At 72.9% G+C, this 2,506-nt stretch carries 1 protein-coding gene; it reads left to right on the top strand.

Going from position 1 to position 2,506, the window contains the following annotated elements; translation table 11 throughout:
• A partial coding sequence (locus tag IJH84_RS04025) for a hypothetical protein (RefSeq protein ID WP_295140318.1) occupies window positions 1-2,506 on the top strand: 2,506 nt, incomplete at both ends.

The raw sequence follows: 2,506 nt of genomic DNA, 5'->3' as shown, positions 1-2,506 counted from the left end.
GACGTCTCGATCAATCACAGCGACCTGCTGCGCCACGGCCGGACCTCGAAGCTGGACGGCGTGCACCTGCTGTCGGTGCGCGGGCTGGAGCACGTGCGCGGATCGCTGCGGTCGCTGCTGCACCGGTCTTCCGGTGACCCGGCGATGAGCTTCCCGGCAGGCGCCAACTCCCGGCTCATCGAGCAGACCGTCTCCGCGGGCGCGCTGCGCCGCGACCGGCGGGCGCTGAGCCGGTTGCAGCGGATCAGCGGACTCGGCTGGACGCGCAGGCTGGCGAACACCGAAGGCAGCGCGGCGGTCTCCTACCAGCTGCGCGACGTCAACAAGCACGAAACCGTGTGGCTGCAACCGGAGGAGTCCAGCACCGGCACCAGCACCACCGGTTCCGAGCGCAGCCGCAGCTGGGGCTGGAAGAGCACGATCGAGCCCGCCTTCATGGCGACCAGCGAAACCTCCGGGCACAGCCCCGGCACGACCAGCTACGGCTTCGGGATGCTGTTCAGCACGATCGACGTGCTGAACAACTCCAAGGGCCGCACGGACGGGCACCGCAGCACCATCACCGACGAGCTGGCGATGTCCTCCGAACCGCGCCGGGTGCACGTCATCAGCGCCACCCTGGAAGCCACCCAGGCCGTCGAGACCCGCCGCCGCGGCAAGCTGGACCGCTGGAACCTGTTCAGCTCCCGCGAGGTCGGTCGCGCGGCGGAGCGCTTCGAGCTGCCGAACGCGGTGTGGGCGGTGGTCGACGACCAGCAGCTGCACGAACTCCGCATCCGGCAGGCCGAGCAGGACGCCCACCGCGCCGCCGAGGGGCCAGAGCCGCCGCGGCTGCCCGAGCCCGAGTCGCGGCCGGAGCGCGCGGACCTCAGCCCGATCCCGGACGGCCAGGACCTCGGCGCCCCGCGCTGGGCGGACGGGGTGATCGAGCCGGTCGACCTGAGCGATCAGCTCAAGCCGCTGCACGACCAGCTGGTGCGGCGCCTCGGCCAGGAACGGGCGGACGAGCTGCTTTCCCCGGCCTCGCAGGGGACCGCGCACGACAACTACGCCGAAGCCGAGCGCTACCTGTCGCGGATCCAGGCTTCGCTGCGCGATCTGTCCAACGGCGGCACGAGCGCCCCGCTGCGGTTGGAGGACCGGCTCCGCGGCGAGACCTACGAGCTGCACGTGGCCGCCGAGCAGGTGGGGCAGGCCGAGCCGGTCGGCATCAAGCACGGCGAGCGGCAGCGGGCCACCAAGGCGTCGTTCGTGACCAGCACGGCGCGCAGCTTCCGGCGGGCGGTGCTGGAAGTGTTCAACATGGCCATCCCGTCGGTGATGATGCAGAACGACGAGGCCGCCGCGAGCACCGCGCCTGCCGAGCACGGTGCGCCGTACAACTACTGGGGGCTCGGGCTCGGCCACGCCTTCGAGGGGCTCAAGGCATCCCGGAACGTGCGCCAGGACGGCACGATCGAGCACACCCACACCGAAACGGTGCGCGGCGCGCTGGCCGAGCACCGCGTGAAGCTGCTGTTCGACCTGCGCATCGAGCGCCACGGCGAGCGCATCGCGGCGGCCCCGGACACCCGCACCGTCACCACGCACACCCCGGTCGAGGACGCGATCCCCGGCCCCGCGGGCTCGCGCAGCGGCGAGATCCACCGACGCAGCGCGGACGACGCCGGTGCGGCAGCGCTGGCCGGGTGGCGCGCCGATGCCGTGCGACTCCCGAATGATCCGGCGAAGTGGCGGGCGATCGACTTCGGCGGCGACGTGCGCGACCTGGTCCGCGGAGCGGAGCGAACGCTCGAGGAAGCGGGCGTCGAGGTGGACGCGCACACGCGCAGGATGCTGCGCGCCGCCCTCACGTCGAGCCGGGCGACCGGAACGTTGGGTTCGCACGGCTCCGACGGGGTGCCGCTGGATCTGCCGTCGAGCCTCGGCGTCGAGTTGACGATGCATCCGAAGGCGACCGGCCCCGGCGAACTGGCCGGCGCCAGCGGCCGCATCGGGCTGGGCGGGGAATCGGCCTTCCCGAGCAGCACCCGGACCGAACACAGCACCGCGACGGGCAACTCGCTGAGCGCGCTGCCGTTCGCCGCGTTCGGCGTGCCGCAGCACCCGGACGCGGCTTCCTACCCGAACCGGGAGCTGTTCGGGCAGGCTGGTGACTGGGTGATCCCGAACGAGCCGCTCGGTGCGAAGCGCAGTGAGCAGGCGTACCAGGGCGGCGCCTCGTCCGGCGGCAGGCAGCTGCCCGCGCACGACGCCGACCCGTCCGGGATCACCAGTACCTGGTCGCACGGCGCCGGGTACCGGTTCGTCGCCACGCCCACCTCGAAGCTGACCCGCAAGCGACCCGCCGTCGTGGACGTCGAGTTCGAGCAGGGCTTCGTGCTCCGCCGCGGCGATGTTTCGGGCGCGCTGCCCGCTTCCTTGATCACCGCGAGCAGGGAGCTCGCCGCGCGGGACGCCGAGTGGCAGACCGCCCGCGCCCGGCGCCGCGCCGCCGACCCGTCCG

This window comes from Saccharopolyspora sp. (assembly GCF_017434145.1).
GTDB classification, from domain to species: Bacteria; Actinomycetota; Actinomycetes; order Mycobacteriales; family Pseudonocardiaceae; genus Saccharopolyspora_C; species Saccharopolyspora_C galaxeae.
The sequence above is the reverse complement of the archived record's forward strand: the minus strand, read 5'-3'. Positions and strand labels throughout refer to the sequence as shown.